The 20,818-nt window shown below is 61.2% G+C and carries 19 protein-coding genes and 1 tRNA gene; 8 read left to right on the top strand and 12 right to left on the bottom strand.

From position 1 onward, the window contains the following. The first annotated feature begins 105 nt into the window (after positions 1-105). The gene (locus IF803_RS20095) at positions 106-1,137 is read left to right on the top strand and encodes an HAD family hydrolase (protein WP_461193253.1); all 1,032 of its coding nucleotides are present in this window, start codon (positions 106-108) and stop codon (positions 1,135-1,137) included. A 241-nt stretch (positions 1,138-1,378) separates the two neighbouring features. Here the strand turns inward: IF803_RS20095 and rpoH are convergent, their stop codons facing one another. Continuing rightward, positions 1,379-2,278, bottom strand: a complete 900-nt coding sequence (gene rpoH, locus IF803_RS20090; RefSeq protein ID WP_028343435.1) for an RNA polymerase sigma factor RpoH — start codon at positions 2,276-2,278, stop codon at positions 1,379-1,381. A gap of 216 nt (positions 2,279-2,494) precedes the next feature. Continuing rightward, a complete protein-coding gene (locus IF803_RS20085) occupies positions 2,495-3,514 on the bottom strand; it encodes an RluA family pseudouridine synthase (protein ID WP_461193197.1) in 1,020 nt (339 codons plus the stop codon). 21 nt (positions 3,515-3,535) lie between these two features. On the opposite strand from IF803_RS20085, the gene IF803_RS20080 reads away from it, so the two are divergent. The 3 genes from IF803_RS20080 (at position 3,536) to IF803_RS20070 (ending at position 6,443) form a co-directional block, all read left to right on the top strand. Further along, positions 3,536-3,871 (top strand): hypothetical protein, encoded by a 336-nt coding sequence (locus tag IF803_RS20080; RefSeq protein WP_018269854.1) that lies wholly within the window; start codon positions 3,536-3,538, stop codon positions 3,869-3,871. 126 nt (positions 3,872-3,997) lie between these two features. Next, positions 3,998-4,645 carry a QcrA and Rieske domain-containing protein gene (locus tag IF803_RS20075; protein WP_461193196.1) on the top strand — a complete coding sequence of 216 codons (648 nt, stop codon included), beginning with the start codon at positions 3,998-4,000 and terminating at the stop codon, positions 4,643-4,645. Positions 4,646-4,712: 67 nt separating this feature from the next. Then, positions 4,713-6,443, top strand: a complete 1,731-nt coding sequence (locus IF803_RS20070; RefSeq protein ID WP_028343438.1) for a methanol/ethanol family PQQ-dependent dehydrogenase — start codon at positions 4,713-4,715, stop codon at positions 6,441-6,443. Between the two features lie 131 nt (positions 6,444-6,574). On the opposite strand, the gene IF803_RS20065 is transcribed toward IF803_RS20070, so the two are convergent. The 3 genes from IF803_RS20065 to IF803_RS20055 all read right to left on the bottom strand — a co-directional run bounded on the left by IF803_RS20065 (position 6,575) and on the right by IF803_RS20055 (position 9,678). After that, positions 6,575-6,847 carry a hypothetical protein gene (locus tag IF803_RS20065; RefSeq protein WP_028343439.1) on the bottom strand — a complete coding sequence of 91 codons (273 nt, stop codon included), beginning with the start codon at positions 6,845-6,847 and terminating at the stop codon, positions 6,575-6,577. A 61-nt stretch (positions 6,848-6,908) separates the two neighbouring features. Continuing rightward, on the bottom strand, positions 6,909-9,224 hold the full coding sequence (locus IF803_RS20060; protein WP_461193195.1) for a xanthine dehydrogenase family protein molybdopterin-binding subunit: 2,316 nt from the start codon (positions 9,222-9,224) through the stop codon (positions 6,909-6,911). A gap of 1 nt (position 9,225) precedes the next feature. Then, a complete protein-coding gene (locus IF803_RS20055) occupies positions 9,226-9,678 on the bottom strand; it encodes a (2Fe-2S)-binding protein (protein ID WP_028333166.1) in 453 nt (150 codons plus the stop codon). Between the two features lie 599 nt (positions 9,679-10,277). Between IF803_RS20055 and IF803_RS20050 the strand changes: the two genes are divergently transcribed. Further along, positions 10,278-10,352: transfer RNA gene (locus tag IF803_RS20050), tRNA-Glu, on the top strand. Between the two features lie 209 nt (positions 10,353-10,561). Beyond that, entirely contained in the window at positions 10,562-12,739 is a 2,178-nt protein-coding gene (locus IF803_RS20045; RefSeq protein ID WP_016844873.1) for a KAP family P-loop NTPase fold protein, read from the top strand. A 256-nt stretch (positions 12,740-12,995) separates the two neighbouring features. On the opposite strand, the gene IF803_RS20040 is transcribed toward IF803_RS20045, so the two are convergent. From IF803_RS20040 to IF803_RS20010, 7 genes are all read right to left on the bottom strand, one after another. Further along, a complete protein-coding gene (locus IF803_RS20040) occupies positions 12,996-13,751 on the bottom strand; it encodes a hypothetical protein (RefSeq protein WP_016844874.1) in 756 nt (251 codons plus the stop codon). A 477-nt stretch (positions 13,752-14,228) separates the two neighbouring features. Further along, on the bottom strand, positions 14,229-14,474 hold the full coding sequence (locus IF803_RS20035) for a ParB N-terminal domain-containing protein (protein ID WP_125459155.1): 246 nt from the start codon (positions 14,472-14,474) through the stop codon (positions 14,229-14,231). 246 nt (positions 14,475-14,720) lie between these two features. Beyond that, a complete protein-coding gene (locus IF803_RS20030) occupies positions 14,721-15,977 on the bottom strand; it encodes a three-Cys-motif partner protein TcmP (RefSeq protein WP_028343442.1) in 1,257 nt (418 codons plus the stop codon). 9 nt (positions 15,978-15,986) lie between these two features. Next, positions 15,987-16,769: a phage Gp37/Gp68 family protein gene (locus tag IF803_RS20025; RefSeq protein WP_028343443.1), complete on the bottom strand. Its 783-nt coding sequence runs from the start codon at positions 16,767-16,769 to the stop codon at positions 15,987-15,989. A 138-nt stretch (positions 16,770-16,907) separates the two neighbouring features. Continuing rightward, on the bottom strand, positions 16,908-17,156 hold the full coding sequence (locus tag IF803_RS20020) for a hypothetical protein (protein WP_016844879.1): 249 nt from the start codon (positions 17,154-17,156) through the stop codon (positions 16,908-16,910). 9 nt (positions 17,157-17,165) lie between these two features. After that, the gene (locus IF803_RS20015; protein WP_016844880.1) at positions 17,166-17,375 is read right to left on the bottom strand and encodes a hypothetical protein; all 210 of its coding nucleotides are present in this window, start codon (positions 17,373-17,375) and stop codon (positions 17,166-17,168) included. A 238-nt stretch (positions 17,376-17,613) separates the two neighbouring features. Then, entirely contained in the window at positions 17,614-18,381 is a 768-nt protein-coding gene (locus tag IF803_RS20010) for a hypothetical protein (RefSeq protein ID WP_016844881.1), read from the bottom strand. 130 nt (positions 18,382-18,511) lie between these two features. On the opposite strand from IF803_RS20010, the gene IF803_RS20005 reads away from it, so the two are divergent. Both IF803_RS20005 and IF803_RS20000 read left to right on the top strand, forming a co-directional pair. Next, positions 18,512-19,636 carry a DUF3800 domain-containing protein gene (locus IF803_RS20005; protein WP_028343445.1) on the top strand — a complete coding sequence of 375 codons (1,125 nt, stop codon included), beginning with the start codon at positions 18,512-18,514 and terminating at the stop codon, positions 19,634-19,636. Between the two features lie 335 nt (positions 19,637-19,971). Continuing rightward, positions 19,972-20,805, top strand: a complete 834-nt coding sequence (locus tag IF803_RS20000) for a helix-turn-helix transcriptional regulator (RefSeq protein ID WP_016844883.1) — start codon at positions 19,972-19,974, stop codon at positions 20,803-20,805. Positions 20,806-20,818 lie beyond the last annotated feature (13 nt).

Raw genomic sequence — 20,818 nt, 5'->3', positions numbered from 1 at the left:
GAACACTTGGCCCAGCATTCTCGCCATCATGGGCGACGACATCGGCTGTTGCAACATCAGCGCCTTCAACTGTGGCACCGAGCGGCACTATCCGGGGAGGCGATCATGAATCCGCAGTTTCCTCGCATGGACCGCCGCGTCCTCCTCTCCTCGCTGGCGACCGTCCCCTTGCTCTCTGCTTTACTCCGTTCCGCGCCCGCGGTGGCGCAAGCGCAGCGCGATCCATTGCCGTCATGGAACGAGGGCGAGACCAAGGCTTCGATCCTCGATTTTGTCACCCGCGTCACGACGCAAGGCGGACCCTTCTTCGTTCCTGTCGAGCAGCGCATCGCGACCTTCGATAACGACGGCACCCTTTGGGTCGAGCAGCCGATGTATGTGCAATTGGCCTTCGCCCTCGACCGAGTGAAGGCGCTGGCGCCAATGCACCCGGACTGGAAGACCAAGCAGCCGTTCGCAGCGGTGCTGGACGGTGACCTGAAGGCGTTGGCGGCTTCCGGCGAAAAAGGGTCGGTCGAAATCATCGCCGTCACGCATGCCGGCATGACGACGGCAGAATTCGAGAGGATCGTCACCGATTGGCTCGCGACCGCGCGAGATCAGCGCTTCAAGCGGCCCTATACTGAACTGATCTATCAGCCGATGCTGGAATTGCTGGCCTACCTTCGGTCCAACGGCTTCAAGACCTTCATCGCGTCAGGCGGCGGCATCGAGTTCATGCGTCCGTGGACTGAGAGGATTTACGGAGTGCCGCCGGAGCACGTCATTGGGTCGTCGATCAAGACCCGGTTCGAAATGAAAGACGGCGCGCCAACGCTTTTCCGGCTGCCCGAAGTCAACTTCATCGATGACAAAGCAGGAAAGCCGATCGGTATCAACGAGCACATCGGCCGGCGTCCGATCGCAGCATTTGGAAACTCCGACGGCGATTTCGAAATGCTGCAATGGGCGACGCTCGGCTCCAGCGGCGCACGGTTTGGTCTGATCGTCCATCATACCGACGCCGAGCGCGAATATGCCTACGACCGCCAGTCACATTTTGGCAAACTCGAAATAGCGCTCGACGCCGCGGCGGTGAACAGGTGGACCGTGGTCGACATGAAGAAGGATTGGAAGCGGATCTTCGCATTCGAATAGGTGAGGTGGAGCGTTCCCGAAGCGTACCCAGCGAACTAGCGATGTCAGCTTGTGGGCCACAAGCTGACATGACCAAGTGCGCCTCGCGTGTCCGCACCCGAGGCTCATGCGGACATTCGCCGGCAGGCGGATTGATGGCCACACGCCCCGGATCGAAGTGCGTGCCGAGCACCACGTTGCAAACAACAAAAAAGCCGGCGTTGCCGCCGGCTTTCGTGTCTGTTGGCTCGCTGCTGCGCGATCAGTGCGCGGCTTCGAGAGCGGCGGCTTCCTGCCGGGCGATCGTGCCCTTGACGGCCGACTGCACCTTCTCGAACGCGCGGACCTCGATCTGCCGCACGCGCTCGCGCGACACGCCGAACTCGGCGGCGAGGTCTTCCAGCGTCATCGGCTCGTCCGCCAGACGCCGCGCCTCGAAGATGCGGCGTTCGCGCGGGTTGAGCACGCCGATCGCACCGTTCAGGGCCTGGCGGCGATGATCGAACTCCTCGCTCTCGGCCATCAGGGCTTCGGCGTTGGGCGAGTTGTCGACCAGCCAGTCCTGCCATTCGCCGGCTTCGCCGTCGTCGCGGATCGGGGCGTTGAGCGACGCGTCACCGCCGAGGCGGCGGTTCATGTCGATCACGTCCTGATCGGTCACGCCGAGGCGCTTGGCAATCAGCTTGACCTGGTCGGGGTGGAGATCACCCTCTTCCAGAGCGGAGATCTTGCTCTTCGCCTTGCGCAGGTTGAAGAAGAGCTTCTTCTGGTTCGCGGTGGTGCCCATCTTCACGAGCGACCAGGAACGCAGAATGTACTCTTGTATTGACGCCTTGATCCACCACATGGCGTAAGTGGCGAGACGGAAGCCCTTCTCGGGCTCGAATCGCTTCACCGCCTGCATCAGGCCGACATTGCCTTCCGAGACGACCTCGGAGATCGGCAAGCCGTAGCCGCGATAGCCCATGGCGATCTTGGCCACGAGCCTGAGATGGCTGGTGACGAGCTTATGCGCCGCGTCGCGATCGTCATGCTCGCGCCAACGTTTGGCGAGCATGTACTCCTGCTGGGGTTCCAGCATCGGGAACTTGCGGATCTCGGCGAGGTAACGTGAAAGGCCGGATTCTCCATTGAGGACCGGCAACGTAGCTGTACGGGCCATTTGAGCGCCCTCCAGTGGTTCAGGCCCCCGATAGCGGCGGGCCCGGCAGGTGGCCGCTGGGTTAAAGCCGGCCATGCTGCGATGTTCCGCGCTGGATATTCAGCGCAGGTGCAACATACACCAAACTGTCCGTGATAGGGAAGGATTGCTGACGTCACGTCCCCGTGTGGCAGGTATAACCTGTTGTCATAACGCGGCTTTTCGGGGAGGGGTGCGTCATACCGCCGCTTCCAGCGCCCGTTGCAGAAGAAGCAAATCCTCCGGCAAAGGCGCCTCCCAGTGCAAAAGTTCTCCGGTCCGGGGGTGCTCCAATGCCAGCAGATAGGCGTGCAGGGCCTGCCGGCCGAGCGCGGTGAGTGCGTCCTTACCTTCCGCGCCGAGCTGCCCAGCCTTGGTCTTGAAGTGGGCGCCGTAGACGCTGTCGCCGAGCAGGGGATGGCCGAGATGGGCGAGGTGCACCCGGATCTGATGGGTCCGCCCGGTCTCGAGCCGGCACGCCAGCAGCGAGGCGACCGGCTTGCCGTCGCGGCCGGCAAAGCTCGAGAGCACCTCGAAATGGGTGATCGCCTCGCGGCCGCCCTGGCGCACCGCCATCTTCTCGCGGGCGTGCGGGTGGCGGTCGATCGGCGCGTCGATCGTGCCGTGGGGCCGGTTCGGGACGCCCCAGACGAACGCCATGTAGCCGCGCTCCATCGGCCCGGTGCGGCCATGGTCGGCGAACTGCGCGGTCAGCGACTGGTGGGCGTGGTCGTTCTTGGCGACCACCATCAGTCCGGTGGTGTCCTTGTCGAGGCGGTGCACGATGCCCGGCCGCTTGACCCCGCCGATGCCGGACAGGCTCGAGCCGCAATGCGCGATCAGCGCGTTGACCAGCGTTCCGCTGGCGTGGCCGGCGGCGGGATGCACCACGAGGCCCCTCGGCTTGTCGATGACGATGATGTCGTCGTCCTCGAACACGATATCGAGCGCGATGTCTTCGCCTTGGGGTTCGGCGGGCGCGGCCTCCGGCACGTCGATTATGATCGTATCGCCCTTGGCGACATGATAAGCGGGGTCGCGGACGACGGCGTCCTTGACGGTCACGGAACCGGCGAGGATCAGCGCCTTCAGCCGGGACCGCGACAGCTCGGGACTGCGCTGTGCGAGCACGCGGTCAAGCCTGGCCGAGCCCTCGTCGCCGGCGACGACGACCGCCAGCTTCCGACCGCCATTCGAAGAGACTTGTTGCGAAGACACTTGCAAAGATAGAGCCTTGTGATGACCGACACCGCTGTGACCGAACCGACCCCCGACCAGGCCGCGCTGATCGCGCGGGTGCGGCGCATGATGCTGATCGCGGGCCTGACCTCGGCACTGGCCGTGGCCGTCGTATTGATTGCCATCGGCTACCGCCTTTATCGCAGCGAGGGAAGCCCCGTTTCCGTTTCCGACGTCACTGCTGCGCTGCCGAAAGGCGCTCGCATCGTCGCCACCGGTGTCGCCGGCGAGCGATTGATCCTCACGCTTGATGTGGGCGGTGCAACAGAGATCCGCACATTTGATGCAAAGACGCTGAAACCTGTCGGCAGGCTGAGCTTCGTCAACGAACCCTGATCGCAGCAATCGCGAAGCCGCGCCGTCGATCAACCAAAAGCTGCAGCGTATTTTTTGCGCATGCGTTCGTGCATCGAGAAGGTGTGCCGCCATCTTTTCGGCCGAGTTGCACGTTCAGCTTGCGCCATGTCGCGATCCAACCCGAGCTCTTCCATCGAACAGTCTGGTGAGTCCGATGCGTCGGGCTCGTGCGCCGACCCGACGCGCCGCGCGGTGTTGAGCGCGCTCGCGAGCTGCGCCTGCCTCGCCGCGATCGAGCCTGCGGCCGCCGACGATGACGAACAGCCCGGCGCCAATGAGCGGCCGCAAAAAGCCGATCGGCTCGTGCGCGCCGAAGGCGACAAGGCGGGCCAGGTCATCAAGCCGGAAGATCTCACCTTGGGCGGCCCGCCGATTCGCGCCTGGCCGCAGGACCCGAACACCTCGGTCGTCCGCAAGGGCTCGCGGCTGAACGAGGTCGTGCTGGTCAAGCTCGATCCGAGCGAACTCGACGATGCCACGCGCGCCCGCGCCCCCGACGGCATCGTCTGCTACTCGGTCATCTGCACGCATGCCGGATGTCCGATCACCGCGTGGTTGAAGGAAGAGCAGGGCGACAAGAACGTTCTGAAATGCCTCTGTCACAACTCCGAATACGATCCGCGGCAGAATGCGCAGGTCGTGTTCGGGCCGGCGCCACGTCGCCTCGCGGCATTGCCGCTGACGGTTGCCGACGGCGCGATCACGGTCGCAGCGCCATTCGTCGGAAAGGTGGGTGCTCAGCAGGGAGGATGAGGCCACATCGGGATTTCTGCATGACCTAAACTGAAAAAATCAAAACAGAGCAGGGAGGTAGCATCTCATGACAAGCAAGCAGTGGTTACTGTCGAGTTGTGTCGCATTCACGTGCCTCATTTCGACCTATGCCGTCGCGGGGCCGATCGAAAACTACAGTTCGGTGACCTCGGCGCGTCTCGAAAATCCCGAACCCGGCAACTGGATGCTGTATCGCCGGACCTATGACGGACAGGGCTACAGTCCGCTCAACCAGATCAACACCTCCAACGTCAAGGACCTCAAGCCGGTCTGGACCTTCTCGACCGGCGTCATCGAGGGGCATGAGGCGCCGCCGATCGTCAACAACGGCGTGATGTTCGCCGCGACCCCGATGGGGCAGGTGATCGCGCTCAACGCCAAGACCGGCGAGGAGTATTGGCGCTACAAGCGGCAGCTTCCCGACGATCTGTTCCAGCTGCACCCGACCAGCCGTGGCGTCGGCCTGTGGCAGGACAAGGTCTATTTCGCCACCACCGACGACCATGTCGTCGCGCTCGACGCCAAGACCGGCAAGGTGGTCTGGGACACCAAGGTCCAGGACTACAAGAAGGGCCAGTATCTGACGCTGATGCCGCTGGTGATCGACGGCAAGGTGATCGTCGGCGGCTCCGGCGGCGAGTTCGGCGTGCGCGGCTATGTCGTCGCCTACGATGCCGAGAGCGGCAAGGAGCTCTGGCGCACCTTCACCATCCCCGGCGAAGGCGAGCCCGGGCACGAGACCTGGAGCGGCGACGACTGGAAGTCGGGCGGCGGATCGGCCTGGATGACCGGCACCTACGACAAGGACAACAAGACGATCCTCTGGGGCGTCGGCAACGCTGCGCCGTGGCCGGGCTCGGCCCACGCCGGCGACAACCTCTACACCAGCTCGGTGATCGGCCTCGATCCCGAGACGGGCAAGATCAAGAAGCACTTCCAGTATCACCAGAACGATTCCTGGGACTGGGACGAGGTCGACGCCCCGATGCTGGTCGACCTGCAGCGCGACGGACGTACGTTCAAGAGCCTGATCCACCCGGGACGCGACGCGATCTTCTGGGTGCTCGAGAACAAGCCCGACAAGATCAACTACGTGTCCGGCTGGCCGTTCGTGAAGACCAATGTCTGGAAGGGCATCGAGGCCGAGACCGGCCGGCCGATCGTCGATCCCGAGCACAAGCCGGTGATCGGCAAGCGCGTCGAGTTCTGCCCGTCGCTATGGGGCGGCAAGGATTGGCCGTCGGCGGCGTACAGCCAGAGCACCAAGCTCGTCTACGTTCCCGCCAACGAGAATTTCTGCGGCGGCTTCACGGGCGAGAAGCAGCCGCTGGTGCCCGGCCAGCTCTGGCTCGGCACCAAGCCGGAGGACATCGGACTGACGCCGGCACCGAACGCCGATCATTTCGGCGAGTTGCAGGCGTGGGACCCGGCCACCGGCAAGAAGGTCTGGCAGCACGACTTCAAGACCTCGCAGCTGTTCGGCTCGGTGACGGCGACCGCGGGCGACCTGGTTCTCGCCGGCGGCACCAACGACCGGATGTTCCGCATCTTCAACGCCAAGACCGGCGAGCTGTTGTGGGAGCAGAAGACCAACTCCGGCATCATGGCGATGCCGATGTCCTATGAGGTCGACGGAACGCAATACATCGCGGTCCAGTCGGGCTGGGGCGTCGACGCGCAACGCATCCAGGATGCACTGGCCGGCAAGGTCAAGGGCTTCGAGAACAACGTCCCGCAAGGCGGCGTAATCTGGGTGTTCGCGCTCGACAAGAAGTAAGCGCGCAATCAGGAGCGTGATCCGATTGAATCGGATCATGCTCCCAAGCTTTTGTCGGACTCAGCGACAGGGGGCGATGCGATCGGGAAGCGGCGGCTGGGGAGACCGCCGCTTCCCGGTCGGCGCTTGCTTTATTTGCCCTTGGTGTCGACCTTCCGCTTTTCGTCGTCGTTCATCTGCCTGATCGTGGGGTCGCGGCTGGCTTCGCCGGTGGTCTGACCTGTGGTCGACGGCGGGCCGCTGCTCGGAACTGACGTCTGGTCGGGCAGCACCTTGGCCGGGCGCGTCGCGGTCGCTTTCGGCGGCGAGTCCGACTGTGCGAGCGCAGCCTGTGTCGCAAAAAGAAAGACGCCCGCGGACAAGGCGGCCGCGAGCGTCCCGAATGTCTGAGGCGGGGTTCTCATCGATCTGCTCTCTCTAAAGCGCGATCGATGAGAACGGCCCGTCTCGCCTAACGTTCCAGCCTCACGTCTCCAGCTGCTTGCCGATCGGAAGGGCGCGGATGCGCTTTCCGGTCGCGGCAAAGATCGCGTTGATCAATGCCGGCGCAAACGGCGGCACGCCGGGCTCGCCGACGCCGCTCGGCGGGGTGTCGGCGCCGGGCGCCACGATGTAGACGTTGGTGATTATGGGCGACTCGTCCATCCGGATCACCGGGAAGTCGTCGAAATTGCCCTGCTGCACCTTGCCGTCCTTGAAGCTGATCTCGCCGTATTTGGCGAGACTCAGCCCCATGATCGCAGCGCCTTCGATCTGCGAGTGGATCCGCTCCGGATTGACGTAAGTGCCGCAATCGATAGCGGTATCGACCCGCGGCACCGAGAACTTGCCCTTGTCGTCGACCGCCACCTCGACGATGGTCGCGATGTAGCTGACGAAGGAGCGATGCACCGCGATGCCGAGGCCGTGGCCCTTCGGCACCTTTCGGCCCCACTCGCCCTTTTCGGCGACCAGCTCGACGACCTTGCGTAAGCGCGCGGTGTCGATCGGGTAGCTGTCATAGGGCTCGCCGTAGTTCCAGGGATCCTTCACCGAGGACAGGTTGACGATCCGCGGGCTTCCGATCAGCTCCAGCAGCATCTCCTTCTGGTCGCGGCCCGTTGCATGCGCGATTTCCCCGACCATGGATTGCACCGCGAAGGCGCGCGGGATGTTGGAGACCGAGCGGAACCAGCCGATCCGCGTGAACGCGGCCGCTTCCGGGTTCTCGCACTGCAAATTGGCGATCTCGAACGGGTTGTCGATCAGGCCCATGCCGAGCTCGAACGGCGCCTCGTGATTGGCGCCGGCGGCGAAGGTCGAGGCGATCGTTGGCGCCACGCTGCGGTGCCGCCACGCAATCACCTTGCCGCTCTTGTCGAGACCGGCCTCGATCCGTTCCACCGATACCGTATGCAGGAAGTCGTGATGCACGTCGTCCTCACGGGTCCACTGCACCTTGACCGGCGCGCCGAGCTCCTTCGACAGCAATGCCGCCTCGAGCGCGAAGTCGCATTTCGACTTGCGGCCGAAGCCGCCGCCGAGCAGCGTCACGTCGACGGTGACATTGTCCTCGGGGATGCCGAGCGTCTTGGCGACATCCTCGCGGGTGCCGCCGGGGCTCTGCACCGGCGCCCAGATCGTGGCCTTGTCGCCCTTGACGTCGGCAACCGCGACCGGCGGCTCCATGCTGACATGGGCGAGATGCGGCAGGTAATATTCGCCGGTTATCACCTTGTCGGCGCTCTTCAGGGCCGCATCGGCGTCGCCTTCCTTGCGCACCACGAGGCCGGGCTTTCGCGCGGCTTCCTCGAGCGAGGCACGATAGGTGACGGAGTCGTATTTGGCGTTGGCGCCGTCGTCCCAGACGATCTTCAGCGCGTCGCGGCCCTTGATCGCGGCTCCGGTGTTGCGCGCGATCACGGCCACGCCGCCGAGCGGCTGGAACTTGGACGGCCAGGGCCAGCCCTTGACCTCCATCACCTTCTCGACGCCCGGCACCTTCTTGGCCGCGCTGTCGTCGAACGACTTGAGCTTGCCGCCGGTGACCGGCGGACGCGCGATCACGGCGTATTTCAGGCCGGGCAGCCGGACATCGGCGCCGTAATGCGCCTTGCCGGTGGTGATGTCGTGCAGGTCGACGATCGAGACCTGGCCCTTGCCGAGATAGCGGAAGTCCTTGGGGTCCTTCAGCTTGAGGCCCTCGACGCTCGGCACCGACTCTTTCGCGGCGTCGGCCGCGAGTTCGCCGAAGCCAGCCTTCCGGCCGCTCGCGCTGTGCACCACCTCGTGGTTCTGCGCCTTCACCTCGGTCACCGGCACGCCCCATTTCTTGGCGGCGGCGGCTTCCAGCATCGAGCGCGCCGAGGCGCCGATCTGGCGCATCGGGATCAGATAATGCCGCGTGCTGCGCGAGCCGTCGGTGTCCTGGTTGCCGAACTTGACCTCGTCGCCATGCGCCTGCTGGACATGGACGCGCGACCAGTCGGCCTCCATTTCCTCGGCGACGATCAAGGGCAGGCTGGTGCGCACGCCGGTGCCCATCTCGGAGCGGTGCGCCAGGATGGTGACGATGCCGTCGGGGGCGATCGCGACGAACACGCGCGGATCGACCACGACGCCGTGCGGCATCTTGCCGGCGCCGGTCTCATAGGCGAACGCCTGGCGCGTCATCACGGGCGCGGCGAGCACGAAAGAGCCGGCGATGCCGAGCCCCTTGAGGATGCTGCGGCGCGAAACGTTCTCGACCTTCACGTGCTTCTCGAAGCCGCGAAGCTTGCTGGGATTGGTGCGGATGTTCATGTCACACCCCCGTCGATGCGAGATGGACGGCATTCTCGATCCGCTGGTAGCAGCCGCAGCGGCAGATATTGCCCGCCATGGCTTCGCGGATCTGGTCGTGGCTCGGCTTCGGGTTCTGGTCCAGCAGCGCCGCGGCCTGCATGATCTGGCCGGCCTGGCAGTAGCCGCACTGCGGCACGTTGACCTGGCGCCAGGCCTTCTGCACCGGGTGGTCGCCGGTCGGATGCAGCCCCTCGATGGTGGTGACCTCGCGGCCGACGACGTCGGACACCGAGGTGATGCAGGCGCGGACCGCCTCCTTGTCGACGATCACGGTGCAGGCGCCGCACAGCGCCTGGCCGCAGCCGAACTTGGTACCCGTGAGGCCTGCTTCGTCACGGAGATACCAGAGCAGCGAAAGATCCGGGTCGCCGTCCCAATTCTGTTCCTGGCCGTTGATTTTTAGTTTGATCATGGTCTGTCCTCGCTCTGCCTAAGCTATTGACCTGTGCGGCGCGAGGTGTGGAACGTCTTCCATCGCCTGCGACCGCGCTGATGTTTGTTGTGCCAAGATATTCGTGAGCCAAATTTGCCGTGCGCCAAGGCCGTCAAGCGCTTGCGCTTTGTTCCAAGCACTCCTCTTGCTTGTCCGGCGCCGTGCGGGGCGCAGCATGGTGAAGGGCTGCGATGTTAGCAGAGCTCGGCGTCGGATGACTTCACAGACAGGTGTTTTGCATTGCCATTTGGCGAAAGCAGGGCCGTGCACGACGATGACATGACATCTCAGGGTGGCCATCATGCAATCGCGAGGGCGGTGCCACTGTAGCGTGCAGGTGCGATGCGCTCGGGCAAGCAAGCGCGGCATCTTGCCCGGCACCGTCTCGTCTGACACCGTCATTCCCCTGTGCGCAATTGCGCACCTGGGGGCATCGCGCAGCGATGAACCCGGAATCCGAAGGTATGGCGCCGGATGCCCCGGGGGCGTTCGTAAAGCATGGCCGACAAAATCCCCGCCGCAGCGCACAAGGCATCTTGCGGCCGCCGGATTTCGAGGCTATTGCCTTCCCTCTCAACGCTCCCTTCGTCTAGCGGTTAGGACGCGGCCCTCTCAAGGCTGAAACAGGGGTTCGATTCCCCTAGGGAGCGCCAATCATTTCAATGCCTTAGAGCTTTCATCGAAAACTCGTCGAATATCCGTTGAATAAGCGCCGACGAACGTTGGCGAACTCCGCCACACTAATTCAGTGATGCGATCGCCTAGCTCTCTGCCATAGTTGGTACCAACGTGACGCACAAAGCGGATCGCGGTCAGCGCCAGCCAGAGTTGGCGCTGCGACTATTCGTTGCTCGCGGTGAACATGTCCGAATTCAATCCATCGCCTAACGATGCGCCGATCAAGCAACCCGCCGAAGACAGGTTCGGTATCGATCCTTTTGCGCAGGCGCTTGCATCATCCATTCGCAAGATCAAAGCGCCGGAAGGCACGGTGATCGCGCTTAATGGTCCTTGGGGATCGGGCAAAAGCAGTGCCGTAAATCTTATCCTGCATCATTTGAAAGACGCCGTTGCCGCGGACGAAATCGCCATCGTGAACTTCGCCTGCTGGTGGTTTCGTGGCGAGGAGGCCTTGGCGCTGGCTTTCTTTCGCGAGCTTTACGCGGGCCTCGGCCCATCGCTCGGCGACCGCTTCAAGAAAGCTCTGCCAAAGATCGGGGCTCAGTTGCTGCGAACCGGCGCCCTTGTCGGTGCTGCTGCTGATCTTGCGGGATACAAGGGAGCCGGCAAGGCCGCCGAAGCGGGCCTTGCGTGGCTCGCCGATCTGATTCATACCGAGGACACGGTTGAAAAACTTCATGCCGAGTTGACTGCCGCGCTGGGGGCCCAGAAGAAGCGCTTCCTCATCGTAATCGACGACATCGACCGCCTGTCACCGGACGAGGCTCTTCTGATCTTTCGTCTCGTGAAGTCAGTGGGCCGTTTACCAAACGTCATCTACCTGCTTGTCTTCGATCGCGAGCTTGCCGAGGGGATCGTTTCGGAGCGGTTTCCTTCAGAGGGGCCGCATTATCTCGAAAAGATCATTCAGGCGGGCTTTGATCTACCGCTGCCTCAAGCCGCCGATCTCAATCAGGAACTGCTGCGCCAGATTGGCACCCTATGCGGCTCTCCCCCTGAGGAGCAGCTCAAGCGCTTTATGAATGTGTTCTACGAAGTCATCGCGCCGGAAATCCGCACGCCGCGCGATCTCATTCGTCTGATGAATGCGCTGGCCGTCACTTGGGCTGCCGTCGGCAGCGAGGTCGATCTTGCGGACTTTGTCGCCCTCGAAACGCTGCGGCTTCTTCGGGGCGAAGTCTACCGTGTCATTCGCGCAAACAAAGGCGAACTCTGCGGTTTGGCGCCGCGAGGCACGGGAGACGGACGGGGTAGAGCAAGTGAGATCGATAGCCTGCTGCTCGGCTCGGTAAAGGAGATCGACCGCCCGCGCTTGCGACGAGTGCTGATGCGGCTTTTTCCGCGTCTCGAAAGCGTGTGGAATAACCTTCACTACGGTGAGGGTTCGGACAGCGAATGGGTGCGCGAGCGCCGCGTATGCACGAAGGAGCATTTCGGTTCTTATTTCCGCTTCTCCGTGGGAGACGACGTTCTTCCTCGGGAGGAGATAAAAAGTATCATCGCCAGGGCATCCGATGCTGCTTTCGTGCAAGCTACCCTTCGAGCGGCTTTGTCCGTCGCGCGCAAAGATGGGACCACGAAGGCCCAGCTCCTGCTGGACGAAATGACTATCCATGCTGGCGATGTCGCCGACAAGGATGTCGGTCCACTTTTAACGGCGGTGTTCGAGCTTGGGGACGAAGTCGATGTTCCGGGAGACCGGGCGAAGGCCTTTTCGGTCGCCGACAATGTGCTCCGCACTCACTGGCTGCTGCGTCGGTTGACCTTGGAGCGCTTCGATCTAGCAACGCGTTCCGCCATTTTTGTCGAGGCTTGTTCTAAAGCCGGGTTGGCTTGGCTCGCCGATTTTTCCAGCTCCGCCTATCGCGATTACTATCCGGTCAACGGCAGGGCGCCCGAACCTGAATCAAATTGTCTCACGACGGAGGCAGACGCCGTTGCGCTGGAAGCCTTGACGCTCAACCGCATACGGGCTGCAAGCCAATCCGGCGAATTGCTGAAGGCCAGGCGATTGGCGCGGTTGCTATTCGACTGGCGCGACCTGGCAAAGGATGACGGCGCAGAGGTCAAAGCATGGACCGCGGAGCAATTCAAAAATGATGCTGCAATCGTCACCTTCGCGCGGGCGTTCACGACCTATTCGTGGAGCCAGGGTATGGGCATGTCCGGTCTTGGTGACATTGTAGCCAAGCGTCATACGCGGGCGGGTGTCGATTCCCTCGATAAAGTTCTTGATCTGGCGGCTTTCAGATCCCGCGTTGAGGAGCTGGATGCGCGCAACGCAACGGACGATGACGGCGCAGCGATCCACGAGTTTCTTGAAGCCTGGCGCCGTCGAGACAAGAATCCGCGCGACTAAGCCAATCGTCGCGCAAGCTCAGATGCTTCTCTATTCCGGGGGCGACGGTCCACTGCGATCTGTCCCCGTGCCGCCAGCTCTCAAAGAGTTACGGTCGGCCCTGTTTGAGGCCATCGGTTATATGTTCGGGAATTTCGATCTCGAACAGTGCCGTGGCTGGCGTTACGAAGGCGATATCAGTCGCGCCATCATAGCTGCAAGACGCAACGCCAAATACATTTCCAGCCGCGTTGAATAAGGCGCTAACAGTGGATCGCTATGCGCAGGTCTCACGCCAGCCGCTCCACTGGGGCGGGCGGTCGCTGCTCTGACCTGTCCGCGTATAGATGACAGCCCGGTCGTTCACGACAGGCCATAAGAGTTCGATGCGCTTTTCGTAGGAGCCGTTGTTGAAGATCAATCCGCGCGGTCGATGCAATCCCCACGCGGTCGGATTGTCGGGCCGTCCCAGCAAAAGGTTAAAGTGGACGCCCGCGACGCGAAGCTTGATGCCCTTGATTTCGCCTGTCGGGGCGTTTAGCGCCTCATAGTAGAACTCCGTTGCGAGCGTCAGAGGGGCGGCCGGAAAGGGGACGTACAGTCCCCATCCTTCGGGCCACCGCTCGCCAGTCAACAGACGCAGCAATGTGTCCGGAATAGCCGTGTCGCTGCTTTTGGCGGCCGCGAGGCCGCAGTAGAGCTTCAAAAACCATCGTTCGATCAGATTGCCGTCGACCTGTGTCAGAGGATGTGTGGCTTCCGGACGCTTATCTACGCCGTCGATCGCGCGAAACAATCTGCCGGCCGCCTTGTCCAGTTGGCTCAGTCCGGCGTTGTGCTTTTCGCACAAGACCTTTGCGACAAGCGCGTTGATCCCGATGCTCTGAAACGTATCCGGCGGCTGCCACAGAAGTCCTCCAACATGAACGGCACCGCCGCCGCCGATCGCGTCAAGAACGGTGCGCGAGATATAGTGCTCGCTGGAAATCTTGCCTTCGCAAGCGCCATGGCCGTGCAGGAAGCATCGTTTCATGGTTCGCCCGCCGTCTACGCCGCCAATCGTCTCCAGTCCTCTGCCGGAAACATCGCCGCGTAGTTTCGAAGCATGAACCACGCATAGGGCGGATCGTATCTTCGCCGGACGGTTTCGCCAGGTGTCCGTCCAAGCGCCTCGCAGCAAAGATCGATTCCTTTTCGGGCCGAGTTCTCGATCGCAACCCATTCCGTGGCGTCGCGGTCGGGGATGCAGTCAAGGAACGACAGATCGCGGGTTTCGAGCAGGTAGCCACCTAAAAGAACATGCACGCGATTATGATGTTTGGGACAAAGCCACTGATAATCATGGATGGCATCGTCGACGCCGCATTCGAACTGAAGCGCGAGCGGAAACGAATGATGCGCGTGAGTAACTTCCGGATCCGCATATCACACATGGCTGCGGCCGTTCGCGTATGAAGTCCCGGAATTCAGCTCGGGCCGTCTGAAGCCAGGCCTTTCGTCGGGCATTGAATTAGGCCCGCCCTTCAGGACTGCCGGCGGGCATCAAGGTTTCGACAACCGCGTTGCGCTCCGCGGAGTTGGGCTCACCGCACCGCTGGTAGTTGGCCTTGACATAGTGCGGCATCGGGTCTTCGCGCCGCAGCGGCACCAGCCAAGGCTTGACCCCGAGCGTCCGACAGGCGGCATAGCGAGCCCGCCCGTCCCAAATCATCCCTTCATAAAGAACGATTGGAAGCCGCTGGCCACGCGCGCTCATGTCTTGTCTCAGGACGCCATAGAGAGCGCCGCTCATTGTGGGCAAAGAACGCACGATCGGATGTACTTGGAGTGTTGGCATGAGTGCGGCTCCGAGCAACGATGCCCCTCCGAATCAAGAGGGGGTATGAATTATAGCACAATCTCGTCGTGTCCGTTGGCCGCAATCGGCGCGCGCGTCGTAAGAAAGATCTAGCCCACGAACTGGCGCTTGATCGACGAACGTCCCGCCGCACCGGTGATGCCGCTACGAGCGCGGCTTCGGCGGGATTGAGAACATAGGAAAGAAGCTTCTCTGGGTTTTGATACGAATAACATCGCTGGCGATGATCGTATTCGCCTTTCGGCGCTCGCCGCCGGCCTCGGTGATGACTTCGAGGTCCGGGTTATCGATGATTGCCGAATGGATGTCGTCGGTATGGGCAGGCGTGGCGTTGTAGATGCTCTCATAAAACGTGCCGACCTCTATCGCGTCGCCGAATTCCGATACAAGACGCGGAATGTCTGCCGTGAGCTGATCTTTGGCGGAGGCTCGTCCAGACATATCGAAAAGGTAGAGAGCACCGCTGTCGTGAGTGGGATCGTAAGAAAGCATATCCAGGCCTGACCGTCCGTAATGCGCCTGAAAGCTGCTATTTGCATGGAGTATGTCATTGTACCATTGCCGTGCCCTGTACGAGTTCGCGAAATGGATCAGCCAATATCGCCAGCCATCCGGGTTGTTGATCGAGAACGGGCTGACGAAGGGGGCACAGCTCCAGAATGCGCCGAAGACCAACTTCTCGGCAACGCCAAGCCAGGTCTTCTTGTTCATGCCGCCTTCGAGGTTCTTTAAGTCGGCTTCGCTCAGGTCGATGGCGGCGAGTTGCGACGCCAGTGCCGTCGGCTCTTTTGCCCGCAAAAACGCGAGCAGAGACTCGATTGCAAAAGTGTAAAAGATTTCGGCCGACGGATAGGAGCGCATGATGTCAATCAGCGTCGAGCGATTGACGCGACTGTGTCCGCATTGGTCGAGATTGAATACGACGTTGCGAAATCGGCCCTGTTGCAGCGACTGCTTGATGCCGGGATAAGCCGTCTCGAATTCGTCGCTTCTGTATTCGACGCTGATGTGCAGCTTGGGATGATGTTGCCTCACTTCGGCAAGAAGCGGGGCGACATGGGTCTTCAGAATCTCGATCGCTTGCAGACTGGCGTCGTTGAGAATGAGCAAGCACTCGATTTCAAGGGGTTTCAGACCGTTGGCGGATCTGTAGATGTTGAACCGCTCCACCGCGGCCTTCAGCTCCTCGAGGAAGATCAACGGCGAGCCGGGGGCGCCGCAGCTATATTTTCCGGCGCCGGCGAATCCTTCGACGATGGCCAGCCGGAATTTCTCCTGTTGAGGCAGTTGGCAGCGAACGGTCAGGTAGCGAGAGAAATATTCTCTAAGTATTTTGTGTTTGCGCTTTGAATGCTCTTCAAGCTTTGCACCGTCAGGCCACTGATAAGGCTTTTCAACCATTCTCCCCCACTAGCCGGCGCCCATGGCGTGTTCTGGCATCTGATCCCAAAATTGACCGCGATATTCGCGTCCATTCGCCTTTTTTGAGCGGCGCTTGTTGTCTTTGCCCCATGTTCCCCACTGCTTGAAGAAGAAGGCCGTTCGTTGCCGCACGCACTGCGCATAGATTTCGTCGATCCACTCTTCCCTGATCGGCCTTGCCGCACTGCCGCTTTCTCCGCCGACGATGGCCCAATCGATGTCCTTTAAATCAATCGGGCCGACCGGTCCGATCAGGGGTTCGAATGAAATGAAGCGGATTGCGGCCGGTACGGCGCGAAGATCGTCGGCACGATCGCGCACTTCCGCGTTCTCAATACTGGTCCCAAGCCAGACGTTCGGGAGAATCGTGTCCACCCGATCGGCGACAAGTTGAGCCATGCGCCGCGGGCGCTTGGTGAGAATCTGATAGTTGTGCTGCGGGGTCGCCCGCATAACCTTCCAAACATCCAAAATGAACTGATCCGTGACCTGCTCGTGGAACAGATCGCTCATTGAGTTGACGAATATCTTCTTCGGCTTCTTCCACCCGTAAGGTATGTCGAGCGCCGCTCGATCCTCCCTGACCACGCCGTTCCAGACGGTCCGCTTGCCGCTGCGCCGCGTTAGACCCTCGTACTTCTCGACGCCCATGGCTTCGAGACGCTTGGCCATCTGCATTGCATAGCAATTCGTGCAACCGGCCGTGACGATGGAGCAGCCCGCGACGGGATTCCACGTTGCATCGGTCCATTCAATATGCGTCTCGGCCATGCGACTACTCGAAGTTACTAGAGTGAGAAGTATATCAAACTAAAGAGAAGTCCTCACCAACTCAATAATGCCTTCAGCAGGATCGAAAAAACAAAGCAATTCTTATCAGTAGCTCGCTTCGTGTGAACCTCTCGCTGCCTACAATGCGCTGAGATCGTCCGGTACGTCGCCGAACTTCCTGATGATCTTTGCATCGCCGAAGTCGCCGGTGGCGGGATCACCTGTACGGCTGAAGGCGACAGCTCCGACATGTCCCGGTTTGCGCGACAAAGCTTCCGCGCGCATGACGACCGCCGTCGAGTTGAAGCATTCGGTTGGCTCGCCGGCCACGATGCCGTCGTCGGCAGCGACGAAGGGCAATGCCACGAAGTAGGTCACTTGCGTCATGGTATGCTCCTAGCCGGAATATGTGCGAAATCGCCCGCGGATGAAGGCGTGCGAGACCGCCTTGTTCAATGCCTCGTTCTCGGATTCCAAATAGCTGTTCGCAACGATGAGCGCGCGAATGGTCGCGCGCAGATCGCTGCCGCATGTGTCGATCGCCTCGTCGACGGCAGCCTCGAGATCATCCGCGCCTTGTGCGTTCGGCTGAGATTCCGAGGACATGGCGCCGTCCCTGATTGACCGGGCTGGCCCTATGTTCTTATTTTGTTCTCATGAAGTCAAGCTGCCGTTTCACCCCGCCCTGGAGCCTGATCCGGGAAAATTCCGAGTATTATGTTATCCGGACGAAGGCCTTGTCCGACGTTTCGGCGCTCTTGTTCGACCGCCGCGGTGTTGCGCGCAGCGTCAAGCGCGCCGATGCGACGGGTGAGGGCCTTGATCTCGGCTGCGTCGTTGAATTTCAGCCGCGGCCAACCGTCAATTGCTTTTGCCAGGCGTCGCAGCCGGTGAGGGCGGTGAAATCCGAGCCCGGGAATTCGATAATGCGCAAAATACTTCGCGCCGGCAGCGGCTCTATGGCGCAGTCGGTGTGCAGAACAGGTTCACTCGTCTGCAAACCGTTCCAGATCAGGAATTGCCGCGCCACTTTCATGTCCAAAAATGACGGCCCTCGGAGACTTGAGATCGGCACCTCGGCCTCAACCAGGCAAGGCGTGCCGATGCCGGCAAGGAGCGGGCCACGAACGGCATGCGTATCGTGCGAATTATAAAGAGACTCGCCACCCCAGTAACTCAGAAGATCCGAAAGCCCGGTCTCGCTGTCCAGGTTCGGCGGGAAGAAGCAGAACCAGATGCGGCCGGCCCGGTTCTTCTCGGCGGCCTCATTGTCGGCTATCAGCTCGGCCGCGTTCGCGGCATCCAGCAGGCCGCCGTCGCGCAAACTCTCGATGCGTTGGTGAAGCATCGCCTCGTTCGGCAACTGCATGCCTGACGATCGTATCCGTGCGATTTCTGGTCGGATCAGCCGGGTGCAATGATAGCCGTGGAGGGTGTAGTTGTTGAGGACCTTGCGCAGCTCGCCCAGCGCGCGATCATAGTCGGGGCCGGACACCGACTCGCCGCCTTGCGCACCGATCTTTTGAAGCTCCCAGGCGCGAAAAACGGCCTGATGCCGCCGGAGATGATCGAGCAGCTCGTCAGGCCAAGTGTCTTGTTTGTTCATGTCCATGGCTGAAGATCGCAGCCTGCGCTGACTTTCGCAAGGCGATTGCGCGCGCATCGGCTGATGCTGTCGTTCTCGCTTGGGACCGAGTCGCTCGCTATATTTGAAACTGGCCGAAGCTCGGAGGCGTTTGGCGGTGGATATCGACGAGTTCAGAAATTCCCAGATGCGGCTGTACGGGCTCACTAAGGCCGATGAGAGCTATACGTTCTATCACGACGAGACCAACAATATCATCAAGCTGCATGTCGGCGTCCAAGGCTTGAACGTCGCCGAACTGAAGGTCTTCGTTCTGGGCGGTGTCGTGCACGAAGGGGCGCCTCGTGCCATCGACATCGAGCCCTTGCGTGCGGCCATGCGCGTTCAAAAGTCGGCGCCCGAAATCAAGCTTAAGCACGTTGCGAAGGGCGACTTTCTTGCGGTGTTGCGCTCTGCCAAGCTGACGACGGTTTTGCGCTGGATTGCCGACAACGGTTTGATGATCCACTATCATGACCTCGACCCGCTCTATTGGTCGATCGTCGATATCATCGATTCTATTTTGTCCGAACTCCGCGATCCTGTGCTGATCCAATATCATGCGCTGCTGAAGAGCGACCTGGCCGCGGTCCTGAGAAGCTATCTCGCGGCAACGATCAATCTGTTCTATCGCTATAATTATCCCGACCTGGTCCCGGAACATCGCAAGCCGTTCCTGAATGAACTCGTCGATCTGCTGAACCATAGCGTTGACGTGCTGTCACCGGTCAATGCACGCATGTTAAAGAACGTGCTCAAGGCCGGCCGGAGCCTGGAGAGTCTTGATTTCATCGAAGGCTATCCGCCCCATCTGCTCATCGATGACTTCAGTACCTTCTACATGGGCAGGATTGCCATATTCAAAAATTCCGCACACGTCCTCGACATGGAGGAGTCGATCCGCGACCGTTTTGAACGCACGCCGCTCACCAGCGGTGGCAAGCCGGTCACTCACTATCGCTTCGCGGATTCCAAGGCCGAACCCGGCATCCAGCTCTCCGATATCGTCGTGGGCGTGCTAGGCAAGATGCACACCTATTTCACGGAAACGGCTGCGGAGGAGATTGCGGCGGATCGCGCCGGTCTAGCCGGCACCAGCTTGCAGAATGCCGAGCTGCTGCGCGATCTGATTTCTGCTTCGCACGTGGCCAACATAGCCTTTCTGAATCATGTCTCGAGCCTGCACGATCTCGACAAATTGGACCTATTCCTGCGCTTCTACGACGGGGCCCACGCCGCATGATAACCGTCAACGCGCAGCGGCGAGCAGTCGGGATAACGTGAAAAACATACCTGTCGAGAAGTAGCTGCGAAGGCGCCAGACTCTACCATCTAAGCGCGTCCGCGATCTCGCGGCTGGCTTGATGCGATGGTTGCCCGTTGTGCCGCTGTAGTGGTGAACGTGCGCGGCCAATCGTAATTCTTGCGGTGGACTGGAGTACGCGGAAACAGCGTATCAGTTGACCAGTAGCGCAATTTATGCATAAGTCGATATTGCCGGCGCGATATCGCAACAGGCCGGGGCGAGGTCCAAACTCGCTCCGGTCCGCGCTGGATTTTAGTAGGTGCCGGAGGCGAATGAGCCAAGATACGTTCTTGAAGGAAGACCTTGCCAACCTCCGTAAGGAGATGAGGCTTACGCAGCAACAGATGGCCGACGCCCTCGGCATGGCGCTGCGCGCTTATCAAAGCATCGAGTCGGGAGAGTCTGAGTATCGGTTTATTCATCGACTGGCGGCTGAGCGAGTCGCGCTCATGATCGCGGCGGACCGAAAGGAGCCCATGCTGGCACCGTCATCCGTTCGCGATGATGCGATTGAACTGGTTCGCGTCGGCCGGCTGACCGGTGCCCCGGTGTTCCAGAAAGCGCGCACTGACGACGGTAATGACAAGGCGGCGTCCGCTGAATATCAGGCCGCGGGATTCCGCGCAGCCTATGGCACCGTCGGCGAAGTGGTCTTGCTCGCAAGCGCGATCGACAGCCAGCTCAATCACGTACTTATACAACTGCTCCATCTTGTCGAGTCGCCCATGCTCGAGGCCGTGATCGCTACGCTGGATACGGTGCGCAAGATCGAGATGCTGAAGGAGCGGTCGACGTTTATCGCGCAAACACGCTGGCAAAAGCCGGTGCGGATGTATGTCGAGAAGGTCGAGCGCGTATACAAGTGGAGGAACATCGCCTGCCACACGCCGATGATTCCGGACGAGAAGCACGGCGCGGTGTTCGTGCCGACTGCGGCGGCCAAATTGCTGAAGGGCTTGCAGTTGAACGAGCCGGTCGCAAAGCGCGTGCCTTACTCGGAGCTGGAAGCCGCGATCAAGATCGGCGAGTCCGCTCTGGCGGAGGGCATGAGCCTCATAGAGAACTTTCAGAAGGTAAATATCGAGCGGAAAAAGCGCTTCGGTTGAATGGGGGAGCATG

This window comes from Bradyrhizobium sp. UFLA06-06 (genome assembly GCF_054820065.1).
Note: the sequence above shows the minus strand (reverse complement) of the source record. Positions and strands in the feature narration are given on the sequence as shown.